This window comes from Mycolicibacterium psychrotolerans (genome assembly GCF_010729305.1).
Classification (GTDB): Bacteria; Actinomycetota; Actinomycetes; order Mycobacteriales; family Mycobacteriaceae; genus Mycobacterium; species Mycobacterium psychrotolerans.
The window spans coordinates 2,191,150-2,214,368 of sequence record NZ_AP022574.1 but is presented as its reverse complement, the minus strand read 5'-3'; the positions used below and the strand labels follow the sequence as shown (position 1 = coordinate 2,214,368).

Below are 23,219 nucleotides of genomic sequence, written 5' to 3'. Positions count from 1 at the left end.
GTATCCCTCTTCCCGATCAGTGGGCGGTTAGTGGGAGAATCTGGCGCATGACGCCATCGAGACGTGAAGCCCCGGACCGCAACCTGGCCCTGGAACTGGTGCGGGTGACCGAGGCGGGCGCCATGGCGGCCGGCCGCTGGGTGGGGCGCGGAGACAAGGAGGGCGGCGACGGGGCCGCCGTCGACGCCATGCGGGAGCTGGTCAACTCGGTGTCGATGCGCGGCGTCGTGGTGATCGGCGAGGGCGAGAAGGACAACGCCCCGATGCTCTACAACGGCGAGGAGGTCGGCAACGGCGACGGCCCGGAGTGCGACTTCGCGGTCGACCCGGTCGACGGCACCACGCTGATGAGCAAGGGCATGCCCAACGCCATCTCGGTGCTCGCGGTCGCCGAGCGCGGCGCGATGTTCGACCCGTCGGCGGTGTTCTACATGAACAAGATCGCCGTCGGTCCGGACGCCGTGGACGTCATCGACATCACCGCGCCGATCGGCGAGAACATCCGCAGGGTCGCCAAGGCCAAGAAATCCAGCGTCGCCGACCTGACGGTGTGTGTGCTCGACAGGCCGCGGCACGCCCAGCTGATCGCCGAGGTGCGGGAAGCCGGTGCCCGCATCCGGCTGATCTCCGACGGCGACGTCGCCGGCGCCATCTCGGCCTGCCGCCCCAACTCGGGCACCGACCTGCTCGCCGGCATCGGTGGCACCCCCGAAGGCATCATCACCGCCGCGGCCATCCGCTGCATGGGCGGCGCCATCCAGGCGGTGCTCGCCCCCACCGACGACGACGAGCGGCAGAAGGCCGTCGACGCCGGACACGACCTGGATCGGGTCCTGCACACCGAGGACCTCGTCTCCGGTGAGAACGTCTTCTTCTCCGCGACCGGCGTCACCGACGGCGACCTGTTGCGCGGGGTCCGTTACTCCGGCGGCGGCGCCACCACGCAGTCGATCGTGATGCGCTCGAAGTCGGGCACGGTCCGCATGATCGAGGCCTACCACCGGCTCTCGAAGCTCAACGAGTACTCCGCGGTCGACTTCACCGGCGACAAGTCCGCCGCCTATCCGTTGCCCTAGTCACAACCACATCGACAACACGAACAGGGAGCCCATGGCCGACAACGCCGTCGACACAGCCGACGACACCGAGTACCGCATCGAGCACGACACCATGGGCGAGGTCAGGGTGCCCAAGAACGCGCTGTGGCGGGCCCAGACCCAGCGCGCGGTGGACAACTTCCCGATCTCGTTCCGGCCGTTGGAGCGCACCCAGATCCGGGCGCTCGGGCTGCTCAAGGGCGCCTGCGCCCAGGTGAACAAGGACCTGGGCCTGCTGGCGCCGGAGAAGGCCGACGCGATCATCGCCGCGGCCGCCGAGATCGCCGACGGGCAGCACGACGACCAGTTCCCGATCGACGTGTTCCAGACCGGCTCGGGCACCAGCTCGAACATGAACACCAACGAGGTCATCGCCTCGATCGCGGCGGCGAACGGGGTGACGGTGCACCCGAACGACGACGTGAACATGTCGCAGAGCTCGAATGACACCTTCCCCACCGCCACGCACATCGCGGCGACCGAAGCCGCTGTGCGCCATCTGATTCCGGCCCTGGAGGTGCTGCACGAATCGCTGGAGGCCAAGGCCCGTCAGTGGCGCACCACCGTCAAGTCCGGCCGCACGCACCTGATGGACGCCGTGCCGGTGACGCTCGGCCAGGAGTTCGGCGGATACGCCCGCCAGATCCAGGCCGGCATAGAACGGGTGAAGGCGACCTTGCCCCGGCTCGGTGAGCTCGCGATCGGCGGCACCGCGGTGGGCACCGGCCTCAACGCCCCCGACGGGTTTGGCGCCAAGGTGGTCGAGGTGCTCGTGGACCAGACCGGGATCGCCGAGTTGCGCACGGCCGTGGACAGTTTCGAGGCCCAAGCCGCCCGCGACGGGCTGGTCGAGGCATCGGGCGCGCTGAAGACGATCGCGGTGTCACTGACCAAGATCGCCAACGACATCCGCTGGATGGGGTCGGGTCCGCTGACCGGGCTGGGCGAACTGCAGCTGCCCGACCTGCAGCCGGGCAGCTCGATCATGCCGGGCAAGGTCAACCCCGTCATCCCGGAGGCCGTCACACAGGTGGCCGCGCAGGTGATCGGCAACGACGCCGCTGTGGCCGTCGGCGGCCTGTCCGGGGCTTTCGAACTCAACGTCTACATCCCGATGATGGCGCGCAACGTCCTCGAGTCGTTCACGCTGCTGTCGAACGTGTCGAAACTGTTCGCCGCCAAATGCATCGACGGATTGGTGGCCAACGACGCGCACCTGCGCGAGCTCGCGGAGTCGTCGCCGTCGATCGTGACGCCGCTGAACTCGGCGATCGGCTACGAGGAGGCCGCCAAGGTCGCCAAGGAGGCGCTCAAGGAGCGCAAGACCATCCGCCAGACGGTCATCGACCGCGGCCTGATCGGTGACAAGCTCTCCGAGGAGGAATTGGACCGCAGGCTCGACGTGCTGAAGATGGCCAAGGTTCGGCAGCAAGGCTAGTTCGGCGAATCGCCTGACGAATCGCGGCGGTGGGCAGAAGATAAGGGCCACACCCTGTTCCAGGCATTCACAGGAGGCGATGTTGCCTGCCGACCGCGATTCTGCAGCGCTCGTGACCACGGCGACCAGCCAACCCGCTTTGACGACCGGTTTCGTCATGCTCGGACTGGCGTCTCTGCTCGACCTGTCGAAAGGCAGGCGCGCATGGGGCGCCGACCGCGTGCTCGCGGTGTCCGGGGCGGCCGCCGCCGGGTGGTACCTGATGGAGGAACGCCGCAGGCAGTAGCGGTTACGCGCCGTTGGTGGGACCGCCGGAGTTCTGGTCGGGGATGTCGGTGATCGGGAAGTTCGGCATCGGCGCGGGAGACGGCGTGTCCGGCAGCGGCGGGATCTGATCGGCCGGGATGTCGACGAGCTCGTTGACCGGGGGACCGTTCTCGCGGCTGCCGTAGAGGCTGCCCGGCGCGCGCGGGCCGAGCATGCGGCTGACCGTCACCAGGTGGTAGTCGTTGGCCTCGAGCACCGGGATGAACTGGGACACCAGATCCACCGTCGAGGAGTAGGTGTCGTGCAGCAGCACCACCGAGTTCGGCTTGATCTGGCTCATCAGCAGCGCCCGGGTCGCGGCGGTGTTGCTGTCGTTGGCCCAGTCGAACGGGATGACGTCCCAGTTGATGTCGGCCAGTCCCTGCCGGCCGGCCTCGGCGAGCACCGCGTCGTCGACCAGTCCGCCTGCGGTGCGTGACAACGTGGGTCGCTGGCCGGTGGCCGCCACGATGGCGTCGATGCCCTTGCTGAACTGCGCGGCGATGTCCTGCGGCGGGATCGTCGTCATGTTCGGGTGTTCCCAGGTGTGGGTGCCGATCTCCATGCCGGCGTCGGCGATCCGCCGGGCACCGGCCGGGTTGGCGGCCACCTTGTTCCCGATCAGGAAGAACGTCGCCTCGGCGTTGTTGGCGCGCAGGATCGACAGCAGCCGGTCGGTGAACGGGCTGGGCCCGTCGTCGAAGGTCAACGCCACGCACTTGACCTGGGCGCAGTCGACGTGGTCGGCGTTGGCCGGCCGCACGTGTCCGGTGAGGCCGCCGATCACCAGCACTGCCACCGCGGCGGCGACGCCGAGGACGGTTCTGGCGTAACGCCAGGTCAGGCTGTCGGGACGCGTGAGCACGGAGGCAGCTTACCTATCCACCCTGCGAATCAGGCGCGCACAACGACGCTCAGCGTCGGTGCGCGCGCCCGATTCGCGTCACGGCAGGGCGCCGGGGCTGATCTCCTCGAGCATCTCGGTGACCAGCGCCGCGATCGGCGAGCGCTCGCTGCGCAGCAGCGTGATGTGCGCGAACAGTGGATGGCCCTTGAGCTTCTCGATCACCGCCGCGACACCGTCGTGCCGTCCGACGCGCAGGTTGTCGCGCTGGGCGACGTCGTGGGTGAGCACCACCCGCGAGCCGCTGCCCAGCCGGGACAGCACGGTCAGCAGCACGTTGCGCTCCAGCGACTGCGCCTCGTCGACGATCACGAAGGAGTCGTGCAGCGAGCGGCCGCGGATGTGGGTCAACGGCAGCACCTCGAGCATGCCGCGCGCGAGCACCTCCTCGAGCACCGCCGGGGAGGCCAGCCCCTCGAGGGTGTCGAAGACCGCCTGCGCCCACGGGCCCATCTTGTCGCTCTCGCTGCCGGGCAGGTAGCCCAGGTCCTGGCCGCCGACCGCGTACAGCGGCCGGAACACCACGACCTTGCGCTGGGTGCGGCGCTCCAGCACCGCCTCCAGGCCGGCGCACAGCGCGAGCGCGGACTTGCCGGTGCCGGCCTTGCCGCCCAGCGACACGATGCCGACGGACTCGTCGAGTAGCAGATCCAGGGCGACCCGCTGTTCGGCTGACCTTCCCCGGAGGCCGAACACCTCCCGGTCGCCGCGGACCAGCTGCACCCGCTTGTCGGGATTGACCCGGCCCAGTGCGTGAGAGTTGCTGCCCAGCAACCGGATTCCGGTGTGGCAGGGCAGGTCGCGGGCGGTCTGCAGGTCGATCTCACCCTCGGCGAACAGAGCGTCGACATCCTCGGAGCCCACCTCGAGCTCGGCCATCCCGGTCCAGCCCGACGTGATGACGTCCTGGGCGTGGTACTCGTCGGCGAGCAGCCCGACGGCGCCGGCCTTGACGCGCAGCGGGATGTCCTTGCTGACCAGCGTGACGTATTTGCCCTCGGCGGCAAGGTTGGCGGCGACGGTCAGGATGCGGGCGTCGTTGCTGTCGGTGCGGAAGCCCGCGGGCAGCACGGTCGGATCGCTGTGGTTCAGCTCCACATGCAACGTGCCGCCTTGTGTCCCAACGGGAATGGGTTGGTCGAGGCGACCGTGCTCGAGGCGCAGATCATCGAACATCCGCAGCGCCTGACGCGCGAACCAACCGAGTTCATGATGGTGCCGTTTGGCCTCGAGTTCGCTGATCACCACCAGCGGAACCACGACCTGATGCTCGGCGAACCTCGTGATGGCCCAGGGATCGGACAGCAACACAGAGGTGTCGAGCACGTAGGTGCGGACGGGAGAATCGTTCACGTAGCGCTCCTCGAGGCTGCGCGAGTTCGCGGAGCCCCACGCGAACATCTCGGTGGACACGAGCGCGGCCGAAAGGACCGGGGCCGGCCCTTTCGTCGAAACGAATTCGGACCGCCCGGATAGCAGAGCATGTCGCTAGCCATCGAAAACGACGCTACTCCCGGTGCCGCATCCGCGCCTCGCAGGCGCGCCGGGACGAAACGGCGTGCCGGTTACGAGCTCGTGAACTCCGCGAACCGGGGTTCCTCGGTGAGTCCCCACGCCGCAAGGGAGTCGGCGATGGCGGTGCGCAATGCGGCCCGGTCGAAGATGCCGGCCTCGGCGACGGTGGCCACCTTGTCGGCGTAGGCATCGATGTCGGCGCCGACGAGGTCGAGGGCAGCGGCGCGGGTGGCGATCGCCTCAACGGTCTCGTCACGCGAGGAGCTCAGGCAGAACGCGACCACGTTGGTGAAGAACTCGGCGTGGCGCTCCTCGTCGCCGGCGATCCTGCCGACCAGATCGCGCAGCACCGGCTCGTCGGTCTGGGCGGCGAGGTTGCGGCAGAACACGGCGTGGCTGCGCTCCCACATCGCCATGAAGGCCAGCGTCTCGAGCTGGCTGTAGGTGTCGGCGCGGTAGCCCTTCATGACATGCTCGACGCGCACATCCTCGTTGGCCGCCGGGTCGATCTCACGGGTGACCACGAGGTAGTTGCGCAGCGCGATCGCGTGCAGGTGCTCCTCGGCGGTCCAGCGGCCCAGCCAGCGGCCCCATTTGTCCTCGAGGATGAAGTGCTCGACCAGCTCGCGGTGGTATCCGGCGAGGTTGTCCTTGGTGATCAGCAGGATCTCCAAGGCGTCGGTGACCTTCTTGGGCAGCGTCACGTCCGACGCGTCCCAGTCCCGGCCGCCGAGGAAGGCGAAGTTCTCGCCCTGGTCGAACGGCACGTAATCGTGGGCGAACCAGGCGTCCTCGGTGTCGAGGTGACGCCGCAGCTGCTCCTTGACGACGGGTTCCAGCTCGAGGGTCAACGCATCAGCGACAGGTTTCTGTGCCATGCGGTTACATTAACTCAATTCTGTGGGAATCGTAAAATTCCCACGCCGTGTCGTCAGAGGGTCAGACCCGGGTAGAGCGGGTTGGCGTCGAGCAGCTCCGCGGCCGCCGCCTTGACCCGCTGCGCGGTCCCCTCGGCCAGCGTGTACTTGGCCTTCGACGGGCCGTTCGGCCCGGCGGCGGGCTGGGTGTTCTTCAGCACCTCGACGACGAGTTCGGCGACCCGGTCGAAGTCGTCGGCGCCGAACCCGCGGGTGGTCAGTGCCGGCGTGCCGAATCGGATGCCGCTGGTGTACCAGGCGCCGTTCGGGTCGGCCGGGATCGCGTTGCGGTTCGTGACGATGCCGGAGTCCAGCAGCGCCGACTCGGCCTGCCGGCCGGTGAGCCCGAACGACGTCACATCGAGCAGCACCAGGTGGTTGTCGGTGCCGCCGGTGACCAGGGCGGCGTCCCGTTTGACGAACCCGTCGGCCAGCGACTGGGCGTTGTCGGCGACCGCCTGGGCGTAGGTGCGGAACTCGGGCTGACGGGCCTCGGCCAGTGCGACCGCCTTGGCGGCCATCACGTGAGCCAGCGGCCCGCCGAGCACCATCGGGCAGCCCTTGTCGACCGCGGGCGCGTACTCCTCGGTGGCCAGCACCAGGCCTCCACGCGGACCGCGCAGGGACTTGTGCGTCGTCGTCGTCACCACATGCGCGTGCGGCACCGGGTCTTCGTCGCCGGTGAACACCTTGCCCGCCACCAGGCCGGCGAAGTGCGCCATGTCGACCATGAACGTGGCGCCCACCTCGTCGGCGATCTCCCGCATCTTGGCGAAGTTCACCCGGCGCGGGTACGCCGAGTAGCCGGCCACCAGGATCAGCGGCTTGAACTCGCGCACCGCGGCCGCGACGGCGTCGTAGTCGATGAACCCGGTATCCGGATTCGTCCCGTACTGGCGCTGGTGGAACATCTTGCCGGAGATGTTGGGGCGGAAGCCGTGGGTGAGGTGGCCGCCGGCGTCCAGCGACATGCCCATCAACCGCTGGTTGCCCAGCTTGGCGCGCAGCGTCTCCCAGTCAGCCTCGGACAGGTCGTTGATGTGCTTGGCGCTGAACTCGGCCAGACCGGGCGTCTCCACCCGCGTCGCCAGGATCGCCCAGTAGGCCACCAGGTTGGCGTCGATACCCGAGTGCGGCTGCGCGTAGGCGTACGGCGCCCCGAACAGCTCGCGCGCGTGCTCGGCGGCCAGCGCCTCGACGGTGTCGACGTTCTGGCAGGCGGCGTAGAACCGGTGCCCGATGGTGCCCTCGGCGTACTTGTCGGAGAACCAGGTGCCCATGGTCAGCAGCACGGCCGGCGACGCGTAGTTCTCGCTGGCGATCAACTTCAGCGAATGCCGTTGATCGTCAAGCTCTTTGCGGGTGGCCTCGGCGATACGGGGTTCGACGCTCTCGATCACCCGCAGCGCGGCCCGGTAGGCCTCGCTGGCGGTGTCGGCGTACTCGGCGCCCTGGCCAGAGGTGGTGACGGACTCGGCGGTCATGCCCACGAGCGTAGTCCGCGGCGAGCGCCCCCGAGAAACCACATCGGGCGTTCAGGTGGCCCGCAGCGACGACGGGATCAGCGGCTCGTCGAGCAGCGTCGTGAACCGGTCGGTCAGCGTCACTCCGTCGGGGCGGATGTCGAGCCAGCCGCGCAGCAGCCGGTATCCCTCGACATAGGTGCTGGTGTACGCCCGCCACAGCGGCGAGGACAGGAACCGCAACATCTGCCGGGCACGCTCGTCGTCGACCAGCAGCCAGCGCTTGAGGAAGTCGACGACGTCGTCGACGTCGCGGTGCTCGTCGTGCAGCATCAGCGCGGCGTCCTGCCGGACATCAGCGAGCGCGGCCGTCGCCTCCGAGATGGTCTCCGCCCGTGCGCCGTCGAACCGCAGCCCCAGGTCGGCGTAGATGTCGGCGGCCCAACTCCCCCAGCCGGGCCCGACCGCGGCGTAGAGCGCAAGGTCGGCCAACCCCTCGGCCATCAGGCACTGCGGCGTGTTGACCAGGAAGATGGTCTGCTCCGCCTGACCCTTCGCCTCGACCAGCCCCGCTTCTTTGCGGCAGTGCTCGGTGTGGTGCCCGGGATAGGACTCGTGGGCCACCAGCCGGGGCAGGTTGGACATCTGCTGTTTGAGGTCGGCGTTGACGGCGACCGTGGATCGGTACTCGCCGAGGTAGTAGTTGAATCCCGACCACGGTTTGTCGGTGACCACCTCGTAGGTGATGGTCTCGCGGTCGGGCAGCGGGAACGTCGCCCTGACGCGGTCGCGTAGCGCGGAGGAGAACGCTCCGATGGCCTCCTCGAGCCGTGCCGGCGGGATCTCCTCGGCCGTCCGGTGGGCCCGGATCCGTTCGGCGAGCGGGCCGGTCCCGCCGAGCGCGTCGTCGAGCTTGGCGTGCGCCTCCCGGTAGCGCTCCGGGTCGCCCTTGGTGATCCGGACGTCGAAGTAGGCCTCGACCTCGTCGACGAAACCCACGTCCTCGCCCGCGAACTTGCGGGCTGCGCACTCCAGGGCGCGCAGGTGCGCACCGACGAACGCGGCGCGGTCGCTATCGAGCCCGGCGGGCAGTTCGGCCAGCAACCGGCGCGCCTCGCGGGCCAGCCCGGCCGGCTCGGGTGCGGGCTCGTCGGCGACCGCACGCCGCAGTGCCGGATCGCCGGTGAAGGAGTCGACGTAGCCCTCCTCGATGCGGTCGAACCGCAGCCCGAGCGTCAGGTAGTCGCGGATCAGGGGCGCAGAACCAGTACCGGCGTCCATACCCACCACGCTAACTGCAAGACTGGGGCCATGGCGCGGCTGAGCGAACCCAGCCCCTACGTGGAGTTCGACCGAAGTCAATGGCAGGCACTTCGGATGTCCACGCCGCTGAAGCTGACCGAGGACGAGCTGGTCAGGCTCCGCGGTCTCGGCGAGAAGATCGACCTGCTCGAGGTCGAAGAGGTCTATCTGCCGTTGGCCCGGCTGATCCATCTGCAGGTCGCCGCCCGGCAGGCGCTGTTCGCCACCACCGCGGACTTCCTAGGGGAGCCGCAGCAGAATCCGGACCGGCCGGTGCCGTTCGTCATCGGGGTGGCCGGCAGTGTGGCGGTCGGCAAGTCGACCACCGCGCGTGTGCTGCAGGCGCTGCTGGCGCGCTGGGAACACCACCCCCGGGTGGACCTGGTCACCACCGACGGCTTCCTGTACCCCAACAATGAGCTCTCGCGCCGGAACCTGATGCATCGCAAGGGTTTTCCCGAGAGCTACGACCGCAGGGCGCTGATGCGCTTCGTCACCGCCGTCAAGTCGGGTGCCGACGCGGCGTGCGCCCCGGTCTACTCGCATCTGCTCTACGACATCGTGCCGAGCGAGAAGCAGATCATCACCCACCCCGACATCCTGATTCTCGAGGGACTCAACGTGCTCCAGACCGGGCCTGCGCTGATGGTCTCGGACCTCTTCGACTTCTCGGTGTACGTCGACGCCCGCATCGAGGACATCGAGGAGTGGTACATCTCGCGGTTCCTGTCGATGCGGGCCGGCGCCTTCGCCGACCCGGCATCGCACTTCCACCACTACTCCACGCTGACCGATGAGCAGGCCGTGTTCGCCGCCCGCGACATCTGGCATTCGATCAACCGGCCGAACCTGATCGAGAACATCCTGCCGACGCGGCCGCGTGCCACGCTGGTGCTGCGCAAGGACGCCGACCACTCCATCAACCGGCTGCGGCTGCGCAAACTCTAGATGCGCCGCACACCCTGGTACTGCAGCTCAGCCATCACCAGCGTGTAGACCCCGGTGCCGAGGACCAGCGCCACACCGGTGGTGGTCAGCGGGAACACGTCGGCCAGGACCAGCACGACGGTGGCGACGCTGAACAGCAGGTTGCCCACGGCCAGCACCAGACCCGGCGTGCGGATCGCGGGGCGGGACGCGAGCACCAGCACCGCGATCGAGAACACGACGAAGAACGCACCGGTCGCGTACTCGAACGCCGCCGTGGTGCCCGACAGGTCGGCCACCTTGGGCGCGAAGAGCAGCATCGCGACGCCGGTCAGCCCGCTGAGCACGGCGTCGGCGCGCATCGCGAAGCGCAGCAGGGAGTCGGTCGACTCGTTCAGGCGGGAGGAGAGGGCAGTGGTCATGATGGTTCCTTTCTGATGGGTTATTCGGATCGACCGGTGCCGGAGTCGACGCCGTAACCTCTTCCGACGGCGACTCCGGACCGGCTCATGCGGGGGTCACGCCAACCGGCGCACCCCGAGGTACTGCAGCCAGGACAGACCGACCGTGGCCGCGGTGAACGCCAGCGCGGCGGCGACGCCGGCGCGGGTCAGCGGCAGCGCGCCGCTCGCCAGCACGACGGCCACGGTGGCGGTGAAGAGTGCGTTGCCGACGAGCACCGCGACGCCGACCCTGCGGATGCCGCCCAGCCGCGCGGCGCTGTAGAGCGCCGCCCCGTAGGCGACCAGCCCGGCTCCGCCGATCCAGGCGGCGGTGGCGGTGAGGCCGAACAGGCGGGCCAGCGGGTCGGCGGCCACCGCGACGAACAGTCCGAGGCCGGCGCACAGCGTCGCGTCGGCGCGCAGCGCGAAGCGCAGCAGCTGGTCCTGCGTCGGGGTGACCCCGGCGGGCCGGTGGGTGATGGCGGTCATGCCACTCAGAGTTCGCAGATCCCGCTGCCAGATCGACACCGGATACTGCCAACTGCTGCCAACCGCAGGTCAGCGGATACTGCGCCGGTCAGCGCGCGGGTACCAGGCTGCTCTTGAGGTCGGTGGCGATGACGCGCGCGGCGGCGTTCTGCCAGTTGTGCAGCGAGCGCTGCGGCACCTCGGTGACCAGCCACTGCCACGCCTGCCGGGCCACCGGATCCAGCCCGGCGGCCGTGGCGTTCTGCGCGTAGGCCCGGACGCCGACGACGTAGGGGAAGTACAGCGCGTTGTAGTGGCGCCACTGTTCGGTGGTGCCGAAGTCGGAGCCGTCGCGGGGCTTGAGGGCGGCGATCCGCTCGGCGAGCAGCGCGCGCAGTTCGTTCGCCCGCTCGAGCGGCTGATCGGGTGCGCCGCGACGAGCCAACCGGTCGTCGATGACCGGCAGCGCCGTCAGCGGGCTGGCGACCAGCTTGGACAGATCCGAGTAGTGGCCGAGGGCGCGGCGGGTGACCCGCACGAACGTCTCCTCGTCCATCCCGTCGAGCGGGCCCGCCGCCCGCAGCGGCAACGCGGCCTCGGTGCTGCGCAACGCGGCACGTTCGGCCCGCAGGCCCGGCGAGCGGGAGAACGCCAGCCGGTCGAGCACCCCGGCCAGCGGGTCGGCCAGCACGTTGACCGCGATCGCCACGGCCAGGCTGGTGAACAGCAGCACCGCCAGCGTGGCGGTCTGCCCGGAGACGGCCAGCCCGATCAGCACCTGCCCGCCGAACAGAACGGCCACCACGGACGTCCCGATGAACGAGCGCAGCATGTCGTTGCGCAGCGCCTGGCCCTCCTCGAACGCGTCACCCATCGCGACCGCGACGCCGAGCAGCGCGACGTCGAAGCCGGTGGACGCCAGCGCCAGCCAGCTCGGGACCAGGCCGAGCGGGATGACCAGGATCGCGTTGCCGAGCGCGAAGAACAGCGTGGCGACGACGACGAAACCCACGACCGGGCGGGGCTGGTTGCGGCGCAGGACCGCGTACACCATGGCGCCCAGCGCGGGCACCGACACCGCGGCGAACAGCACCCAGTGCCCGAGCCGCAGCGGTCCCTCCACACCGCCGGCCATCGCGGCGCCGCTGAACGCGACGATCGCGGCGGCGGCGACCAGCGCCGCCTCGCCCGCCCGGCTGCGCCACGAGTCCCACGGCCGCGACAACTCCAGCAGCACCGCGAACCAGGCGATGCCGGGCACCGCGACCAGATAGACCTCGACGCGACCAAGCCCGTCGACGCCGCCGGTGGTGCGGATGGCGTCCAGCGCCACCACAGTGGCGAAGCTGGTCAGGCCGACGGCGGCGAGCACCAGCACCAGTTTGCGCGGGTCGCGGGCCAGCAGGTACAGCCCCAGCCACCAGCTCAGTGCGAACACCAGGGCGGACAGGCCGATCACGCGCGGTGGTCCTCTACAGCCCGTAACGCCGGTGCCGGGCGCTGTAGTCGCGCAGGGCCCGCAGGAAGTCGACGCGTCGGAACTCCGGCCAGTACGCCTCGGTGAACCACATCTCGGAGTACGCGCTCTGCCACAGCAGGAAGCCCGAGAGCCGCTGCTCGCCCGAGGTGCGGATCACCAGATCGGGGTCGGGCTGGCCGGAGGTGTACAGGTTCTCCGAGATGGCTTCGGCGGTCACCGCTTCGATCAACTGCTCGCCGCTGGCGCCGTTGGCCAGCTCCTTGGACAGCAGCGCGCGTACCGCGTCGACGATCTCCTGGCGGCCGCCGTAGCCGACGGCGACGTTGACATGAAACTTCCCGCCGTTGCCGTCGGTCGACTGCACGGCCTCGCGGAGCCGGCGGGCCGGTTCCTCACCGATCAGCTCGAGGTCACCGACAGTGCGCACGCTCCACTGGTTCGCGGGCGCGCAGATCTCCTCGACGACGTCGGTGATGATCTCGATCAGCGAGGCCAACTCGTCGGCGTCGCGCTGCAGGTTCTCGGTGGACAGCAGGTACACCGTCGCCATCTCGATACCGGCATCGGCGCACCACCGCAGCATCTCGGCGATCTTCTGGGCGCCGGCCCGATAGCCGTAGGCGACGTCGTCGTGACCGAGTTCACGCGCCCAGCGGCGGTTCCCGTCGCAGAGCACCGCGATGTGGCGGGGCAGCTCGGATCTCTGCCGGGAGAGCCCCTGACGCAGCCGCATCTCGTAGAGCCGGTAGGCCGGTTCCTTGAGCCGCCGCGGAATGAGGTCCACGAGGATCCAGACTACTGTGGCGCACGGAAACCCCAAGCCGGTCAGTGGAGGTGACATGCCCACGTCTGTCGATCCCCGGAACACCGAGGACGAATCGCGGGGAGCCGAGGACCTGCCCGAAGCCTTCGCCGAAGGCGTCGTGCAGTTCCTGGGCAAGCCCCGGCTGCGGGGATGGATTCACGTCTACTCCGCGGCCGTGGCGGTGGTCTGCGGCGCCACCCTGGTGGCGGTGTCGTGGTCGCTGCAGTCGACGCGGGCGGGCATCGCGACGCTGATCTACACGCTGACCATCGTCGCGATGTTCACCGTCAGCGCCGTCTACCACCGGGTGAACTGGACGTCGGCCACCGCGCGCAAGTGGATGAAGCGCGCGGACCACTCGATGATCTTCGTGTTCATCGCCGGCAGCTACACGCCGTTCGCCGTGCTCGCGTTGCCGGAACACAGCGGGGAGGTGCTGCTGTGGATCGTCTGGGGCGGCGCGCTGGCCGGGGTGCTGCTCAAGATGTTCTGGCCGTCGGCGCCGCGGTGGGTCGGGACGCCGCTCTACATCCTGCTGGGCTGGGTCGCCGCGTGGTTCATCGGTCCGATCCTGCAGGGCGCCGGCGTCGCGGCGGTAGTGCTGCTGATCGTCGGCGGCGCTCTGTACAGCATCGGCGGTGTGCTGTACGCGCTGAAGTGGCCGAACCCGTGGCCGACGACGTTCGGCCACCACGAGTTCTTCCACGCGTGCACGGCCGTCGCGGCGATCTGCCACTACATCGCGATGTGGTTCGCAGTCTTCTGAGGGAATCTCTGTGCGCGCTCGCGGGCCGAATTCCTACAGCGGGGTGATGTTCTGCGGGCCCCAGTAGGCCTTCATCGACGTGATCTTGCCGTCGCCGTCGAACGTCATCACCTCGATGGGTTCGATGCGCATCGCCCCGCCCACCGTGATCGCGAACACGAACGCGGCCTCGTGACCGCCCGCCCGGAACATCAGCAACTCGGTGGTGATCTCAGTGTCGCCGTCCATGCCCTTGTAGAAGCCGGCGATGGCCTGCCGCCCGATGTGCACCTCGCCGCCGCCGACCGGATCCTCCAGCGTGGCGTCCTCGGCGTAGAGCGCGGCGACGTCGTCGGCGGTACCGCCGGCGACCGTGTCGAGGTAGCGCTGAACGAAACCTTGCAAGACGTCGGGCTCGAAGCTCATGTGCGGCACGCTACACGGACTGCCTCAGTGCGGCAGCGAGATCCGCGCCGGTGACGACGGGCAGGTCGCACACCTGTCCGCGGCACACATAGGCTGCATCGGCGTCGCGTACCCGCGGCCGCCCGCGCAGCAGTTCCGACGAGTCGGGGCGTCCGCCGACGACGATCGCTCCCCCTGGCGCCAGCGCGCGGGCGGTGGCGAGCAACTCCGAGGTGACCGGGTCGGCGCAGGAGACGGCGATCTGGATCGGACCGCGCACCGCCGCTTCGGCCACCGAAAGCCAGTGCCCGGCCGAGCGCGGCACCCGCTCCAGCAGCGCCGCGGCAGCCGACAGCGTCGCCACGGCGGCGTCGGTGTAACGCTGCGCGCGCTCTGGAGACGCCAGATGCGCGGCCAGCTGCAGCGCTTCGGCGATCGACGACGCTCCCGAGGGGGTGGCGCCGTCGAGCGGATCGGCGGGCCGCAGCAGCAGCTGCTCGGCGTCGTCGGCGACGTCATACCAGCGCCCGGGGTGATCCGGGTCGACGAAGTGGTCGAGCGCGACGTCGAGCAGGTCCGCCGCCGCGGCCAGCCAGCTCTCCTGCCCCGTCACCTGATGCAGCGTGAGCAACCCGGTGGCCAGCGCCGCGTGGTCGTCGAGGATCGCAGCGGGCTCGCCCACCACGCCGCCCAGGCTGGCCCGCCGCAACCGGCCGTCCCGGACGTGCAGGTCCAGGATCGCTTCCGCGCAACCCGTTGCCGCTGCGGTCAATTCGGCGTCCTCGAGCGCGACGCCGGCTTCGCACAGCGCGGTGATCGCGAGCCCGTTCCACGCGGTGACGATCTTGTCGTCGCGGCCCGGTTGCGGACGTGTCGACCGGGCTGCGCGCAGCACCGTGCGGACGTTGTCGTACCGGGCGGCGTCACTCGGATCGGCCCGCAGCTGCAGCACCGACGCGCCACCCTCGAATGTGCCGGCGTCGGTGACGCCGAAGAGGTCGGCGGCCCATCGCCCGTCCTCGTCGCCGAGCGGCGCGCGCAGCTGGGCCGGTGTCCACACGTACGTCAGGCCCTCGTGACCCGCCGCGTCGGCGTCCAGCGACGAGACGAACATGCCGTCGCGGCGCAACTGGTCGAGAAGGAATCGTGCTGTCTCCCGAGTGACCCTGCGCGCCAAGGTATTCGGCGAAACCCGCAACCAGTGTGCGTACACCCGCAGCAGCTGGGCGTTGTCGTAGAGCATCTTCTCGAAATGCGGGACCACCCACTCAGCGTCCACGCTGTAGCGGGCGAAGCCGCCGGCGAGCTGATCGTAGAGACCGCCCCGTGCCATCGCCTCGCAGGCGCGGGCCGCCGTCGCCAGCGCGCCGGACGCGCCGGTGCGTTCGTGGTGCCGCAACATCGCCTCCAGCAGCGCCGACGGCGGGAATTTCGGCGCGGTCCCGAAGCCGCCGTGCACGGTGTCCTCGTCGGCCAACACGGCCTCGACCGCCGCGTCGCACAGCCCCGCGTTCACCTCGGGCCCGCCGCCCGGCAGGCCGGTGGCCATCGCGCGCAACTCGCCGGCGATGTGGTCCGACGCCTGCTCGACCTCGGCGCGCCGGGTCCGCCACGTCTCGTCGACCGCCGAAAGGAGTTGCAGGAAGGTCGCTTTCGGGTAGTAAGTGCCGCAGAAGAAGGGCCTGCCGTCGGGCGTCAGGAAACACGTCATCGGCCAGCCGCCCTGTCCGGTCAGCGCGACCGTCGCGTTCATGTAGACGGCGTCGAGGTCGGGACGCTCCTCCCGGTCGACCTTGATGCAGACGAAGTGGGCGTTGGCCAGCGCGGCCACCTCCGGGTCGGCGAACGACTCGTGGGCCATCACATGGCACCAGTGGCAGGCGGCGTATCCGACGGACAGCAGGATCGGGACGTCGCGCTCGGCGGCCTCGGCGAGCGCCCCGGGCGTCCACTGCTGCCAGTGCACCGGGTTGTCGGCGTGCTGGCGCAGATACGGGCTGGTCGACGCCCCGAGGGTGTTACGTCCCGGGGCCGGGCTCACGGCTCGTCCCCGGGTCGGCGGGGTTGTCGGGGGCCATGTCCGGGTCGGCGTCCTGCTCGTCGAACGACTTCGGGAGCTTCTTGAGGTGCCGGTTCATCGACCACACCAGCAGGAAGACGCCGATGAGCAGCAGCACGATCACGATGAGCCCGAATGGGCTCGCCTTGCCGAAGTCGGGTCCGGTCTGCTGCGGCCCGTCCTGGGCCAGCACCTGGGCCGCCAGCAGTGTCAGCATCGGCTCACTCCCGTCCTTCGATGCCCGTGAACAGATCGGTCTCCGGCAGCCGCACCGGGACACGGGACCGGGCCAGTTCGTATTCCTCGGTCGGCCACAACCGCTGCTGCCATTCCATCGGCGTGGTGAAGAAGAAACTCTTCGGGTCGATCTGCGTGGCGTGCGCCAGCAGCGCCTCGTCGCGCTGGGTGAAGTACTTCGAGCACTCGATCCGGGTGGTGACGCGCTTGGCGAGCAGATCCTCGTCCGGATCCCAGCTCTCCAGCCATTTCGCGAACGGGCCCTCTTTGCCGTGTTTGGTGAACTCGTCCTGCAGCACCTGCATGCGCTGCCGCAGGAACCCGTGGTTGTAGTACAGCTTGTGCGTGCTCCACGGGTCGCCGGCACCGGGGTAGAGCCGGTGATCGGCGGCCGCCTCGTACGCCGCGACCGACACCTGGTGGCAGCGGATGTGGTCGGGGTGGGGATACCCGCCGTTCTCGTCGTAGGTCGTCATCACGTGCGGCTTGAAGTCCCGGATGACCCGGACCAGCGCCTCGGTGGGCACCTCGAGCGGTTCGAGCGCGAAACAGCCCTCCGGCAGCGGCGGCAGGGGGTCACCCTCGGGCAACCCGGAATCGACGAAGCCCAGCCAGTGGTGCTCGACGCCGAGGATCGCCGCCGCCTTGGCCATCTCCTCGCGGCGGATCTCGGCCATCCGGCCGTGCACTTCCGGCAGATCCATCGCGGGGTTGAGGATGTCGCCGCGCTCGCCGCCCGTCAGCGTCACGACCAGCACGCGCACGCCCTCGTCGACGTAGCGCGCCATCGTGGCGGCGCCCTTGCTGGACTCGTCGTCGGGGTGCGCGTGTACGGCCATCAACCGCAGTTCGCTCAACCTGTTTCCTCTTAGCTGCTCACCTGCATGGACACTCACGGTCAGGTTCAACAGAACCCATGGGTTCTATAGTTCCAGTCCTAGTACACCTATCCGAACGACGGGCATGCAAAACGAGATGATCGATCGTCCCGCCGCGCGCTACGGCTCCCAAGGACCCAGCCGGCGCAACCGCCGCCGGATCGTCCTCGCCGCGACGGTTCTCGTGGTCGCGCTGGGCGTGGCGATCGCGGCCGTGGCGTTCACGCGGCTGGGCTCCGCGGACATCAAGGGCGAGTTGGGCGGCTACCGGGTGGTCGACGACGGCACAGTCGAGGTGACGGTCAGCGTCACCCGCGACGACCCGTCTCAGCCCGTGGTCTGCATCGTGCGGGCCCGGTCCTACGACGGCGACGAGGTCGGCAGGCGCGAACTGCTGGTGGCCCCGTCCCCCGCCAAGACAGTGCAGGTCAGGACCGTCGTCAAGACGAGCGCGCCGCCCGTCGTCGGCGACGTCTACGGCTGCGGCAGCGACGTGCCGGCGTACCTCGTCGAACCGTCCTGAAGCCTCCCGCAACCAACTGCGGGCTGCGAAAACATGAAAACCGGGTATCCCCCCGGTGCTATCATGGACCGATACACGGTTCCTGCTGGGGCCGTGTATTGCTGCATTTGAGAGTCGATCGAACGGCGACGGATGCGGTGATGCACGTACGACAGCCCCGGCGCCGTGCCCGAGAACTTTTCACGCACACAGCGCTGAAAGCGACGACGACAGGAGCGCGCCGACATGACCGATACCCAGGTCACCTGGCTGACCGAAGAGGCCTTCGACCGGTTGAAGGCAGAGCTGGACCAGTTGATCGCGAATCGTCCCGTCATCGCCGCCGAGATCAACGACCGGCGCGAAGAGGGTGACCTCCGCGAGAACGGCGGCTACCACGCAGCCCGCGAGGAGCAGGGCCAGCAGGAGGCCCGGATCCGTCAGCTGCAGGAGTTGCTCAACAGCGCCAAGGTGGGCGAGGCCCCCAAGCAGTCGGGCGTCGCGTTGCCGGGCTCGGTGGTCAAGGTCTACTACGACGACGACGAGAGCGACACCGAGACGTTCCTGATCGGCACCCGCCAGGAGGGCGTCACCGACGGCAAGCTCGAGGTCTACTCACCGAACTCACCGCTGGGCGGCGCGCTGCTCGACGCCAAGGTCGGCGAGACCCGTACCTACACGGTGCCCAACGGCAATACGGTCAAGGTGACGCTGGTCTCCGCGGAGCCGTATCACGGCTGACCGCCGTGGCGCAGATCGCCGAGGACCTGTTGTTGCTTCTACTGGACAACGGGTCTGCACAGCCCGGGCTGGACAATCCGCGGCGTGGTCACGCGTTGGCCGCCGCGACACTGCTCGACATCGCGTACTCCTGCCGGGTGCGGCCGTCGATCGACGGTGAACCCGTGCCGCCAGGCCGTCTGGTGGCGCTCGACGCCGCGGGTCCGTCCGATCCCGTCGTCGCACCCGCGCTGGACTACCTGCGTGCCACCCCACGCCGGCCGGCCGACGCGATCAAGACGCTGGCCCGCCACACCGAGGGCCGCCTGCTCGAGCACCTCGAGCGGATGGGCCAGCTTCATCGGATCAGCCTGCCGGGCAAGGGCTTTCGCCGCCGAGAGGCCTATCCGCTGACCGACCGCCGCCGTGTCGGACCCGCCCGCGATGCGCTGCTGGCCGCGCTGTTCGACCGCAGGCCGCCCGCTCCCCCGGCGGCGGCGATCATCACGGTGCTGCACGCCGCCGACGGGCTCGGCGCGCTGCTCAGCCTCAACGACCGGGGCTGGCGCTGGGTGCACGCCCGGGCCGGGGAGATCGCCAGCGGCAGCTGGGTCGACGAGTCCCCGACGGGCATGGCGGAGGTCAACCTGGCCGTCACCGCGTCCGCGGTCCGCCGGGCGCTGGCGCAGTTGTCCTAAGCGAGGGCCTGCTCGATGTCACCGAGCAGGTCGGCGACGTCCTCGATACCGACCGACAGGCGCACCAGATCGTCCGGCACCTCGAGCTGGGATCCGGCGGTCGAGGCGTGCGTCATCGCGCCGGGGTACTCGATCAGCGACTCCACCCCGCCGAGCGATTCGGCGAGGATGAAGATCTCGGTGCGGGCGCAGAAGTCGCGCGCGGCCTGCGGGCCGCCCGTGAGCCGGACCGACACCATCCCGCCGAAGCCGCTCATCTGCTTGGCGGCGACGTCGTGATTGGGATGGCCGGGCAGGCCCGGATAGAGCACGGTCCCGACCGCGGGGTGCCCGTCGAGGAACTCCGCGATGGCCGCGGCGTTCTCGCTGTGCCGCTGCATCCGCAACGGCAACGTCTTCAGGCCGCGGATGGTCAGGTAGGCGTCGAACGGACCCGGCACCGCGCCGGCGCCGTTCTGCAGAAACGCGAACGCCTCGTCGAGCGCTTCGTCGTTGGTGAGCAGAGCGCCGCCCACGACGTCGGAATGCCCGCCGATGTACTTGGTGGTCGAGTGCAGCACGATGTCGGCACCGAGCGTCAACGGCTGCTGCAGCGCCGGCGAGGCGAAGGTGTTGTCCACCAGCACCTTGGCCTTCCTCTCGGCGGCCAGCCCGGCGATCGCGGAGATGTCGGCGATCGACAGCAGCGGATTGGTGGGCGTCTCCACCCAGATCAGCTTCGTGCGGTCGGTGATCGCCGCCCGCACCAGATCGAGGTCACCCAGGGCGACCGCGGTGTAGCTGATGCCCCAGAGCGAGAACACCTTGTCGATCAACCGGAACGTGCCGCCATAGGCGTCGTCGGGGATCACGATGTGGTCGCCGGGCCGCAGCACGGCCCGCAGAACGCAGTCGGTGGCGGCCATCCCCGAGCTGAACGCCCGCCCGTAGGTTGCCGACTCCACCGCGGCCAGCGCCGCCTCGAGCGCCGAGCGGGTGGGATTGCCGGTCCGTGCGTACTCGAAGCCGCCGCGCAGCCCGCCGACGCCGTCCTGGGCGAACGTCGAGCTGGCGTAGATCGGGGGGTTGACCACACCGGTGGCCGGATCAGGCCGGTAACCAGCGTGAATGGCCTTCGTGGCGGGGCCGAGAGCCCGGAAATGGTCGGCTGCGCTGCGCTGCTCGCTCATGGTGGCCCAGGGTAGCGGTGTAGAACTTATCCATGTCCACCCCTGGGACCTCCTCGATCGAAAACCTGCTGGACCTCGACTCGCTGCTGAGTGCCGAGGACATCGACCTGCGCACGATGGTGCGCCAGTTCGGCGAGCAGCGGCTGCGCCCCCACATCGCCGAATGGTTCGAGACCGGCCAGGTGCCCGTGCGCGACCTCGCCGTCGAGATCGGCAAGCTGGGTCTGCTCGGCATGCACCTGACCGGATACGGCTGCAGCGGGTCGAGTGCGACGGCCTACGGCCTGGTCTGCCAGGAACTGGAGGCCGTGGACAGCGGGCTGCGCAGCCTGGTCTCGGTGCAGGGTTCGCTGGCGATGTTCGCCATTCACCACTGGGGCAGCGAGGAGCAGCGCGAGCAGTGGCTGCCCGGGATGGCCGCCGGCGAACTGATCGGCTGCTTCGGGCTGACCGAACCCGACTTCGGCTCCAACCCGGGCGGGATGCGCACCACCGCGCGCCGGGACGGGTCGGACTGGATCCTCAACGGGTCGAAGATGTGGATCACCAACGCCTCGGTGGCCGACGTCGCGATCGTCTGGGCCCGCGCCGAGGACGGCGTGCTCGGCTTCGCGGTCCCGACGTCCACACCGGGGTTCAGTGCCCGCGATATGACGCACAAGCTGTCGCTGCGGGCATCGGTCACCTCGGAGTTCAGCCTCGACGACGTGCGGGTGCCCGAGGACGCGAGACTGCCGGGCGCGCGGGGGCTGGCGGGACCGCTGAGCTGTCTGTCGGAGGCTCGCTTCGGCATCGTGTTCGGCGCGGTCGGTGCGGCGCGCGACTGCCTGGAGTCCGCACTGGACTACGTCGGCAGCCGACAGGTGTTCGACAAGACGCTGGCCGGTTATCAGTTGACACAGGCCAAGATCGCCGACATGGCGGTGGAACTGGGCAAGGCGCAACTGCTGGCGCTGCACCTGGGCCGTCTCAAGGACGAGGGCCGTATCCGGCCCGAACAGGTCAGCGTCGGCAAGCTGAACAATGTCCGCGAAGCCATCAAGATCGCAAGACAGTGCCGAACCTTGTTGGGCGCCAACGGAATCACGCTGGAGTATCCGGTGATCCGGCATGCCAACAACCTGGAGTCGGTGCTGACCTACGAGGGCACCTCGGAGGTGCACCAGCTGGTCATCGGTCAGGCGTTGACCGGCGTCAGCGCGTTCCGCTGACGCCGGCCCCGGCCTGCTCTAGTAGTGGTGGGTCGGCGGCTGCGAGTGCTGGCCCTGCGGGGCCAGCGGCACGCAGACCGTCGTCATGATCTTGTCGGCGAGCGTCTGCCGCTTGGCGTCCCACAGCGGGAACAGGTAGCCGATGTAGCAGATGATCGCATCCACGAGGTGGGCGAGCTGACGCACGATCGACAGCGCGAAACCGATCGGCTGCCAGGTCTTTTCGCTGACCACCTTGAACTTCATCACCGACTTGCCGATGCTCGAGCCCGTGGTGCCCTGGCGGTAGCCGTAGTTCCACACGACGTAGGCCAGCGACAGCACCGAGGCCAAGAACGTGGCCAGCGACCCCACGACGGAGTAGCTCGACGTGCAGGAGTAGCCGCCGTTGAGCGTCTCGCAGTTGTTGTCGCCGGTCAGGATCGCGATGGCCTGCCCGATGCCGGCAATGATGAACACCGGGATGTTGTCGATGAACCATGCCGCCACCCGCGTGATCCAGGGTGTGTAGCTCTCTTTCGGGAGCACCTGCGCGGGGGCCGACGCCGGGTAACCGCCCTGCTGCTGCGGGGGGAAACCGCCAGGAGGGTAGTTACCCTGCGGCGGAGGCGGATAACCGCCAGGAGGCGGCGGCGGCGGCGAATAGCCGCCCTGCGGGGTCGGTTGACCGCCGGGTGGCGGGTATCCCCCCGGCGGTTGGTATCCACCCGGTGGCGGGTAACCGCCCGGATTGTCTGTCATCGAATCTCCCTCCTCGAATCAGTCGGCAGCGCAACGTGGTTGAGAACTTTGTCGACCAGGGTCTGACGCTTCTCGTCCCACAACGGGAACAGCACGGCGATCAACCAGATGATGCCGACGCACAGCCCCGCGATGACCCAGTAGATGATCTCGCGAACGAAGGACATGCCGAAACCGACCGGCTGGCCGGTCTTTTCGCTCACGATCTTGAACTTCATGACGCCCTTGCCGATGCTCGACCCCGTGGTCCCCTGCCGGTAACCCAGGTTCCAGATCCAGTAGGCCAGGGCCAGGATTGCGGTGACGGCGATCGCGATCTGACCCGTCGTCGACGCACCGCTGGCGCAGAACTCACCGAGCTCGTATTCCGAATTGTCGGTGACGCAGGCGGTGTCCTGCGTGCCCAGCAGGATGCCGGCTCCGATGCCCTGGAGGATCAGCAACGGGATGAAGTCGATCACCCAGGCGAGGACCCTGCTGAGCCACGGCGTGTACGCCGACTTCGGCAGCCCCGCTCCCAGGCTCGCGGGCGCAGCGGGATAACCCATCGCCCCCTGTGGTGGAAACCCTCCGGCCGACGGCGGTGGCGGCGGATACCCGCCCGGTGGTGGTGGCGGCGGATGGTTCGCAGGGGGCGGTTGATCGGTCATGATGCCTTCCAGTCAGTTGCTTAGCTGGGGACAAGCGAGAACACCATACCTGAGAAAAGCCTGCGAACAGGGGTTTTACGCGCGGGCCCGCGTGGGGTGCAGCGCGGTTGGAAGCGTTTGCCAGCCGTTCAGGACGGCG

25 protein-coding genes are annotated in these 23,219 nt (G+C 69.1%); 9 read left to right on the top strand and 16 right to left on the bottom strand.

The window, feature by feature from the left end; translation table 11 throughout:
- Positions 1 to 47 precede the first annotated feature (47 nt).
- The 3 genes from glpX (at position 48) to G6N45_RS10980 (ending at position 2,821) form a co-directional block, all read left to right on the top strand.
- Complete coding sequence (glpX, locus tag G6N45_RS10990) at positions 48 to 1,076, top strand: class II fructose-bisphosphatase (protein WP_057148211.1); 1,029 nt, start codon at positions 48 to 50, stop codon at positions 1,074 to 1,076.
- A 34-nt stretch (positions 1,077 to 1,110) separates the two neighbouring features.
- Positions 1,111 to 2,535, top strand: a complete 1,425-nt coding sequence (locus tag G6N45_RS10985; RefSeq protein WP_163722235.1) for a class II fumarate hydratase — start codon at positions 1,111 to 1,113, stop codon at positions 2,533 to 2,535.
- 112 nt (positions 2,536 to 2,647) lie between these two features.
- Complete coding sequence (locus G6N45_RS10980; RefSeq protein WP_308207114.1) at positions 2,648 to 2,821, top strand: hypothetical protein; 174 nt, start codon at positions 2,648 to 2,650, stop codon at positions 2,819 to 2,821.
- A 3-nt stretch (positions 2,822 to 2,824) separates the two neighbouring features.
- Here G6N45_RS10980 and G6N45_RS10975 read toward each other — a convergent pair whose 3' ends face one another.
- The 5 genes from G6N45_RS10975 to G6N45_RS10955 form a co-directional block, all read right to left on the bottom strand.
- The gene (locus G6N45_RS10975) at positions 2,825 to 3,706 is read right to left on the bottom strand and encodes a polysaccharide deacetylase family protein (RefSeq protein ID WP_163722232.1); all 882 of its coding nucleotides are present in this window, start codon (positions 3,704 to 3,706) and stop codon (positions 2,825 to 2,827) included.
- 78 nt (positions 3,707 to 3,784) lie between these two features.
- Positions 3,785 to 5,146 (bottom strand): RNA 5'-3' helicase PhoH2, encoded by a 1,362-nt coding sequence (locus tag G6N45_RS10970; protein WP_275997754.1) that lies wholly within the window; start codon positions 5,144 to 5,146, stop codon positions 3,785 to 3,787.
- 164 nt (positions 5,147 to 5,310) lie between these two features.
- Positions 5,311 to 6,138 carry an acyl-ACP desaturase gene (locus G6N45_RS10965; RefSeq protein WP_163722228.1) on the bottom strand — a complete coding sequence of 276 codons (828 nt, stop codon included), beginning with the start codon at positions 6,136 to 6,138 and terminating at the stop codon, positions 5,311 to 5,313.
- A 53-nt stretch (positions 6,139 to 6,191) separates the two neighbouring features.
- On the bottom strand, positions 6,192 to 7,661 hold the full coding sequence (locus G6N45_RS10960; RefSeq protein ID WP_163722226.1) for a glycine hydroxymethyltransferase: 1,470 nt from the start codon (positions 7,659 to 7,661) through the stop codon (positions 6,192 to 6,194).
- A gap of 51 nt (positions 7,662 to 7,712) precedes the next feature.
- On the bottom strand, positions 7,713 to 8,921 hold the full coding sequence (locus G6N45_RS10955; protein WP_163722224.1) for a DUF885 domain-containing protein: 1,209 nt from the start codon (positions 8,919 to 8,921) through the stop codon (positions 7,713 to 7,715).
- A gap of 30 nt (positions 8,922 to 8,951) precedes the next feature.
- On the opposite strand from G6N45_RS10955, the gene coaA reads away from it, so the two are divergent.
- The gene (gene coaA, locus G6N45_RS10950) at positions 8,952 to 9,890 is read left to right on the top strand and encodes a type I pantothenate kinase (RefSeq protein WP_163722223.1); all 939 of its coding nucleotides are present in this window, start codon (positions 8,952 to 8,954) and stop codon (positions 9,888 to 9,890) included.
- Here coaA and G6N45_RS10945 read toward each other — a convergent pair.
- The 4 genes from G6N45_RS10945 to G6N45_RS10930 all read right to left on the bottom strand — a co-directional run bounded on the left by G6N45_RS10945 (position 9,887) and on the right by G6N45_RS10930 (position 13,044).
- Positions 9,887 to 10,291 (bottom strand): hypothetical protein, encoded by a 405-nt coding sequence (locus G6N45_RS10945; protein ID WP_163722221.1) that lies wholly within the window; start codon positions 10,289 to 10,291, stop codon positions 9,887 to 9,889. The genes coaA and G6N45_RS10945 overlap by 4 nt on opposite strands.
- A gap of 96 nt (positions 10,292 to 10,387) precedes the next feature.
- The gene (locus G6N45_RS10940; RefSeq protein WP_163722220.1) at positions 10,388 to 10,801 is read right to left on the bottom strand and encodes a hypothetical protein; all 414 of its coding nucleotides are present in this window, start codon (positions 10,799 to 10,801) and stop codon (positions 10,388 to 10,390) included.
- A gap of 88 nt (positions 10,802 to 10,889) precedes the next feature.
- On the bottom strand, positions 10,890 to 12,239 hold the full coding sequence (locus tag G6N45_RS10935; protein ID WP_163722218.1) for a hypothetical protein: 1,350 nt from the start codon (positions 12,237 to 12,239) through the stop codon (positions 10,890 to 10,892).
- Positions 12,240 to 12,252: 13 nt separating this feature from the next.
- Entirely contained in the window at positions 12,253 to 13,044 is a 792-nt protein-coding gene (locus G6N45_RS10930; protein WP_163722216.1) for a (2Z,6E)-farnesyl diphosphate synthase, read from the bottom strand.
- A 55-nt stretch (positions 13,045 to 13,099) separates the two neighbouring features.
- Between G6N45_RS10930 and trhA the strand changes: the two genes are divergently transcribed.
- On the top strand, positions 13,100 to 13,831 hold the full coding sequence (gene trhA / locus G6N45_RS10925; RefSeq protein WP_057148201.1) for a PAQR family membrane homeostasis protein TrhA: 732 nt from the start codon (positions 13,100 to 13,102) through the stop codon (positions 13,829 to 13,831).
- A 33-nt stretch (positions 13,832 to 13,864) separates the two neighbouring features.
- Here trhA and G6N45_RS10920 read toward each other — a convergent pair whose 3' ends face one another.
- From G6N45_RS10920 to mca, 4 genes are read right to left on the bottom strand one after another with little or no spacing between them, the layout of a single operon-like run.
- Positions 13,865 to 14,236: a nuclear transport factor 2 family protein gene (locus tag G6N45_RS10920; protein ID WP_057148388.1), complete on the bottom strand. Its 372-nt coding sequence runs from the start codon at positions 14,234 to 14,236 to the stop codon at positions 13,865 to 13,867.
- Positions 14,237 to 14,246: 10 nt separating this feature from the next.
- Positions 14,247 to 16,256 (bottom strand): thioredoxin domain-containing protein, encoded by a 2,010-nt coding sequence (locus G6N45_RS10915; RefSeq protein ID WP_163722214.1) that lies wholly within the window; start codon positions 16,254 to 16,256, stop codon positions 14,247 to 14,249.
- Positions 16,234 to 16,491, bottom strand: a complete 258-nt coding sequence (locus G6N45_RS10910; RefSeq protein WP_163722213.1) for a hypothetical protein — start codon at positions 16,489 to 16,491, stop codon at positions 16,234 to 16,236. The genes G6N45_RS10915 and G6N45_RS10910 overlap by 23 nt, the downstream gene beginning before the upstream one ends.
- Before the next feature lie 4 nt (positions 16,492 to 16,495).
- Positions 16,496 to 17,368: a mycothiol conjugate amidase Mca gene (mca, locus tag G6N45_RS10905; protein WP_163722210.1), complete on the bottom strand. Its 873-nt coding sequence runs from the start codon at positions 17,366 to 17,368 to the stop codon at positions 16,496 to 16,498.
- A 118-nt stretch (positions 17,369 to 17,486) separates the two neighbouring features.
- Here mca and G6N45_RS10900 point away from each other — a divergent pair, with 118 nt between their 5' ends.
- The 3 genes from G6N45_RS10900 (at position 17,487) to G6N45_RS10890 (ending at position 19,309) form a co-directional block, all read left to right on the top strand.
- The gene (locus G6N45_RS10900) at positions 17,487 to 17,912 is read left to right on the top strand and encodes a DUF4307 domain-containing protein (protein WP_179965310.1); all 426 of its coding nucleotides are present in this window, start codon (positions 17,487 to 17,489) and stop codon (positions 17,910 to 17,912) included.
- A gap of 225 nt (positions 17,913 to 18,137) precedes the next feature.
- Positions 18,138 to 18,632 carry a transcription elongation factor GreA gene (gene greA / locus G6N45_RS10895; protein WP_057148196.1) on the top strand — a complete coding sequence of 165 codons (495 nt, stop codon included), beginning with the start codon at positions 18,138 to 18,140 and terminating at the stop codon, positions 18,630 to 18,632.
- A gap of 5 nt (positions 18,633 to 18,637) precedes the next feature.
- Positions 18,638 to 19,309: a GOLPH3/VPS74 family protein gene (locus G6N45_RS10890; RefSeq protein WP_163722206.1), complete on the top strand. Its 672-nt coding sequence runs from the start codon at positions 18,638 to 18,640 to the stop codon at positions 19,307 to 19,309.
- On the opposite strand, the gene G6N45_RS10885 is transcribed toward G6N45_RS10890, so the two are convergent.
- A complete protein-coding gene (locus G6N45_RS10885) occupies positions 19,306 to 20,478 on the bottom strand; it encodes a cystathionine gamma-synthase (protein ID WP_163722205.1) in 1,173 nt (390 codons plus the stop codon). The two genes, G6N45_RS10890 and G6N45_RS10885, sit on opposite strands and share 4 nt — an antisense overlap.
- Positions 20,479 to 20,510: 32 nt before the next feature.
- Between G6N45_RS10885 and G6N45_RS10880 the strand changes: the two genes are divergently transcribed.
- Positions 20,511 to 21,689: an acyl-CoA dehydrogenase family protein gene (locus tag G6N45_RS10880; protein WP_170312438.1), complete on the top strand. Its 1,179-nt coding sequence runs from the start codon at positions 20,511 to 20,513 to the stop codon at positions 21,687 to 21,689.
- 18 nt (positions 21,690 to 21,707) lie between these two features.
- Here the strand turns inward: G6N45_RS10880 and G6N45_RS10875 are convergent, their stop codons facing one another.
- Both G6N45_RS10875 and G6N45_RS10870 read right to left on the bottom strand, forming a co-directional pair.
- Entirely contained in the window at positions 21,708 to 22,430 is a 723-nt protein-coding gene (locus G6N45_RS10875; protein ID WP_163722204.1) for an Rv1078 family RDD domain-containing protein, read from the bottom strand.
- Entirely contained in the window at positions 22,427 to 23,080 is a 654-nt protein-coding gene (locus G6N45_RS10870) for an Rv1078 family RDD domain-containing protein (RefSeq protein ID WP_163722203.1), read from the bottom strand. The genes G6N45_RS10875 and G6N45_RS10870 overlap by 4 nt, the downstream gene beginning before the upstream one ends.
- Between the last annotated feature and the right edge of the window lie 139 nt (positions 23,081 to 23,219).